General features: G+C 53.1%; 2 rRNA genes. Both read left to right on the forward strand.

Annotated elements, in window-relative coordinates:
- Positions 1-418: 418 nt before the first annotated feature.
- Positions 419-1,945, forward strand: a 16S ribosomal RNA gene (locus HMPREF2981_RS03905).
- A gap of 342 nt (positions 1,946-2,287) precedes the next feature.
- Positions 2,288-5,389 (forward strand): 23S ribosomal RNA (locus HMPREF2981_RS03910).
- Together the 16S and 23S rRNA genes form the textbook arrangement of a ribosomal RNA operon.
- Positions 5,390-5,445: the final 56 nt, after the last annotated feature.

The raw sequence follows: 5,445 nt of genomic DNA on the forward strand, positions 1-5,445 counted from the left end.
TGACCGGCTGATGATGACTCTGATTGTGTGTTGTTGTTGGTGTGGTGTGTTGTTTGAGAACTCAAGAGTGTGCTTTGTTCAATACGTTTTAGGCACAACTGTGTGTTGTGTTGTGATGATGTGTATTGGTGAAACGGGATGTTGTGACAGTGCGCTGGTGCCCTTGTAGTGGGGGTGTTGGTGTGCGGGGTTGATACCGTATATGTTTTTTGATCTTATTGAGGTCATGTTTTTTGGTGTGGTCTTGTAGTTCTGAAAAATTTTGTTGTGGTGTCTGCTGGTTGGGACATTCGTGTGGGGCGCAGAGTATGGGGTGCGTTGGTGTGCCTGGTGTTTTGTGTCCTGATTGTTTTTTGTTTTGTCAGTAGTTCATTGTTTTTTTGAGAGTTATGGGATCATGCGTTTGCTTTTTGTTTTTGTAACGGAGAGTTTGATTCTGGCTCAGGACGAACGCTGGCGGCGTGCTTAACACATGCAAGTCGAACGATGAAGCCTAGCTTGCTAGGTGGATTAGTGGCGAACGGGTGAGTAATACGTGAGTGACCTACCTTTGACTCTGGGATAAGCCTGGGAAACTGGGTCTAATACCGGATACGACCAATCTCCGCATGGGGTGTTGGTGGAAAGCGTTATGGAGTGGTTTTAGATGGGCTCACGGCCTATCAGCTTGTTGGTGAGGTAATGGCTTACCAAGGCGACGACGGGTAGCCGGCCTGAGAGGGTGACCGGCCACACTGGGACTGAGACACGGCCCAGACTCCTACGGGAGGCAGCAGTGGGGAATATTGCACAATGGGCGCAAGCCTGATGCAGCGACGCCGCGTGAGGGATGACGGCCTTCGGGTTGTAAACCTCTGTTAGCATCGAAGAAGCGAAAGTGACGGTAGGTGCAGAGAAAGCGCCGGCTAACTACGTGCCAGCAGCCGCGGTAATACGTAGGGCGCGAGCGTTGTCCGGAATTATTGGGCGTAAAGAGCTTGTAGGCGGTTGGTCGCGTCTGCTGTGAAAGGCTGGGGCTTAACCCTGGTTTTGCAGTGGGTACGGGCTAACTAGAGTGCAGTAGGGGAGACTGGAATTCCTGGTGTAGCGGTGGAATGCGCAGATATCAGGAGGAACACCGATGGCGAAGGCAGGTCTCTGGGCTGTAACTGACGCTGAGAAGCGAAAGCATGGGGAGCGAACAGGATTAGATACCCTGGTAGTCCATGCCGTAAACGTTGGGCACTAGGTGTGGGGGACATTCCACGTTTTCCGCGCCGTAGCTAACGCATTAAGTGCCCCGCCTGGGGAGTACGGCCGCAAGGCTAAAACTCAAAGAAATTGACGGGGGCCCGCACAAGCGGCGGAGCATGCGGATTAATTCGATGCAACGCGAAGAACCTTACCAAGGCTTGACATATACTGGACTGCGTCAGAGATGGCGTTTCCCTTCGGGGCTGGTATACAGGTGGTGCATGGTTGTCGTCAGCTCGTGTCGTGAGATGTTGGGTTAAGTCCCGCAACGAGCGCAACCCTCGTTCTATGTTGCCAGCACGTGATGGTGGGGACTCATAGGAGACTGCCGGGGTTAACTCGGAGGAAGGTGGGGATGACGTCAAATCATCATGCCCCTTATGTCTTGGGCTTCACGCATGCTACAATGGCCGGTACAGAGGGTTGCGATACTGTGAGGTGGAGCTAATCCCTAAAAGCCGGTCTCAGTTCGGATTGGGGTCTGCAACTCGACCCCATGAAGTCGGAGTCGCTAGTAATCGCAGATCAGCAACGCTGCGGTGAATACGTTCCCGGGCCTTGTACACACCGCCCGTCAAGTCACGAAAGTTGGTAACACCCGAAGCCGGTGGCCTAACCCTGGTGGGGGGAGCCGTCGAAGGTGGGACTGGCGATTGGGACTAAGTCGTAACAAGGTAGCCGTACCGGAAGGTGCGGCTGGATCACCTCCTTTCTAAGGAGCTCAACTATTGTTTGGTTGGCCATGCTGCTCGCGAGTGTCGGGTGGGTGGTTTGCTCATGGGTGGAATGTCAGCCCCTTTTTTTTGTTGTTTGTTTTGTTTCACGGTGTTGTGTATACGTCATCATTGTTGTTGTGTTGTTCGGGTGCGTTCTTGGGTTTTCGGGTTGCACGCTAGGTGTGGTCTGATTTGGTGACTGGCTGGTGCTGGTGCTGGGTTTGTTCTTGGTGTTGGTGTTGGTGTGGTTTGTTGTTTGAGAACTATATAGTGGACGCGAGCATCTTCTGGGAACTGCACGGTTGTGTGGTTTCTTGATTCTTCTTTTTCTTGATTGTGTGTAAGTTGTTAAGGGCACACGGTGGATGCCTTGGCATCAGGAGCCGATGAAGGACGTGTGAATCTGCGATAAGCCTCGGGGAGCCGATAACTGGGCGTGGATCCGAGGATTTCCGAATGGGGAAACCTCGCTCATCGTTTTGGTGGGTGACCGCTGGTTGAATGTATAGGCCAGTTGGGGGGAACGCGGGGAAGTGAAACATCTCAGTACCCGCAGGAAGAGAAAATAATAATGATTCTGTTAGTAGTGGCGAGCGAACGCGGATGAGGCTAAACCTGTGGTGTGTGATAGCGGTTAGGTGTTGCATCATGGGTGTTGTGGGAGTTGTTGTGGTGGTTCTAACTGGTCACCGGCGTAGTGCATGATGGTAGGCGAACTGGCTTGGAATGGTCGACCGTAGTGGGTGAGAGTCCCGTAGTTGAAAGTGTTGTGTGTGCGTTGACAATGTCCCGAGTAGCACGGGGCTCGTGGAATCTCGTGTGAATCTGCCAGGACCACCTGGTAAGTCTAAATACTTCCTGATGACCGATAGTGGATCAGTACCGTGAGGGAATGGTGAAAAGTACCCCGGGAGGGGAGTGAAATAGTACCTGAAACCGTGTGCTTACAAGCCGTTATAGCCCCCTTTTGTGTGGGGTGGTGGCGTGCCTTTTGAAGAATGAGCCTGCGAGTTAGTGTTTTGTCGCGAGGTTAACCCGTGTGGGGTAGTCGTAGCGAAAGCGAGTCTGAATAGGGCGTTGTAGTGGCAGGATCTAGACCCGAAGCGGAGTGATCTATCCATGGCCAGGTTGAAGCACGTGTAAGAGCGTGTGGAGGACCGAACCCACCTAGGTTGAAAACTGGGGGGATGAGCTGTGGATAGGGGTGAAAGGCCAATCAAACTCTGTGATAGCTGGTTCTCCCCGAAATGCATTTAGGTGCAGCGTTACATGTTTCTTGCTGGAGGTAGAGCTACTGGATAGCCGATGGGCCCGTGAGGGTTACTGACGTTAGCTAAACTCCGAATGCCGGTAAGTGAGAGTGTAGCAGTGAGACAGTGGGGGATAAGCTTCATTGTCGAGAGGGAAACAGCCCAGACCATCAACTAAGGCCCCTAAGCGTGTGCTAAGTGGGAAAGGATGTGGAGTTGCTGAGACAACCAGGAGGTTGGCTTAGAAGCAGCCATCCTTGAAAGAGTGCGTAATAGCTCACTGGTCAAGTGATTCTGCGCCGATAATGTAGCGGGGCTCAAGTACACCGCCGAAGTTGTGGCAATCAGCTTTTTGTGGCTGGGTGGGGAGGGGAGCGTCCTGCACGAGGTGAAGCTGCCACGGGAGTGTGTGGTGGATTGTGTGGGAGTGAGAATGCAGGCATGAGTAGCGAATCACGGGTGAGAAACCCGTGCGCCGGATGATCAAGGGTTCCAGGGTCAAGTTAATCTGCCCTGGGTTAGTCGGGGCCTAAGGCGAGGCCGACAGGCGTAGTCGATGGAGAACGGGTTGATATTCCCGTACCAGTGAAGGACCGTCCATACTGATATTGTGATGCTAACCATGCCGATCACGGTGTCATGAAGTTTTTCTTTGTGGTGTTGTGGGGTGTGTGGGACCCAAGCTTTGGAGGTAAGCGTGTTAACAGGTGTGACGCAGGAAGGTAGCCAAGCCACGCGGTGGTTGTCGTGGTCTAAGCGTGTAGGATGACTGGTTGTTAAATGCGCCGGTTGTGTGTCTGAGACGTGATGGGACCCCTTGTTTGTGGGGGATTTGGTGATCCTATGCTGCCGAGAAAAGCATCGGCGTGAGGTTTTAGCTGCCCGTACCCGAAACCGACACAGGTGATCAGGTAGAGAATACTAAGGCGATCGAGAGAATCATGGTTAAGGAACTCGGCAAAATGCCCCCGTAACTTCGGGAGAAGGGGGGCCCTGAGCGTGATCTGCCCGTGCGGTGGGGAGCGTGTAGGGGTCGCAGAGACCAGGGGGAAGCGACTGTTTATCAAAAACACAGGTCCGTGCGAAGTCGTAAGACGAGGTATACGGACTGACTCCTGCCCGGTGCTGGAAGGTTAAGAGGATTGGTTAGCCCTGTGTGGGCGAAGCTGAGAATTTAAGCCCCAGTAAACGGCGGTGGTAACTATAACCATCCTAAGGTAGCGAAATTCCTTGTCGGGTAAGTTCCGACCTGCACGAATGGAGTAACGACTTCCCTACTGTCTCAACCATGAACTCGGTGAAATTGCAGTACGAGTAAAGATGCTCGTTTCGCGCAGCAGGACGGGAAGACCCCGTGACCTTTACTATAGTTTGGTATTGGTGTTTGGGTTGGCTTGTGTAGGATAGGTGGGAGACTGTGAAGCTGTCACGCTAGTGGTGGTGGAGTCGTTGTTGAAATACCACTCTGGTCAATCTGGATGTCTAACTTCGGGCCATGATCTGGTTCAGGGACAGTGCCTGATGGGTAGTTTAACTGGGGCGGTTGCCTCCTAAAGTGTAACGGAGGCGCCCAAAGGTTCCCTCAGCCTGGTTGGCAATCAGGTGTTGAGTGTAAGTGCACAAGGGAGCTTGACTGTGAGAGTGGCGACTCGAGCAGGGACGAAAGTCGGGACTAGTGATCCGGCAGTGGCTTGTGGAAGCGCTGTCGCTCAACGGATAAAAGGTACCTCGGGGATAACAGGCTGATCTTGCCCAAGAGTCCATATCGACGGCATGGTTTGGCACCTCGATGTCGGCTCGTCGCATCCTGGGGCTGGAGTCGGTCCCAAGGGTTGGGCTGTTCGCCCATTAAAGCGGTACGCGAGCTGGGTTCAGAACGTCGTGAGACAGTTCGGTCCCTATCCGCTGCGCGCGTTGGAGAATTGAGAAAGGCTGTCCTTAGTACGAGAGGACCGGGACGGACGAACCTCTGGTATGTCAGTTGTACCGCCAGGTGCATGGCTGATTGGCTACGTTCGGGAGGGATAACCGCTGAAGGCATCTAAGCGGGAAGCCTGTTTCGAGATGAGTTCTCCTGGCACCTTTTGGGGTGTGTGAGGCTCCTTAGAGATGATGAGGTTGATAGGCCGGGTATGGAAGCGTTGTAAGGCGTGGAGTTGACTGGTACTAATAGGCTGAAGACTTATTCACATTATAGTTGTTTGTGGTGTTTGCGTTCGCTGTATAGTTTTGAAACAACAAGCCTG

This window comes from Rothia sp. HMSC069C01, from assembly GCF_001814655.1.
GTDB lineage: Bacteria > Actinomycetota > Actinomycetes > Actinomycetales > Micrococcaceae > Rothia > Rothia dentocariosa.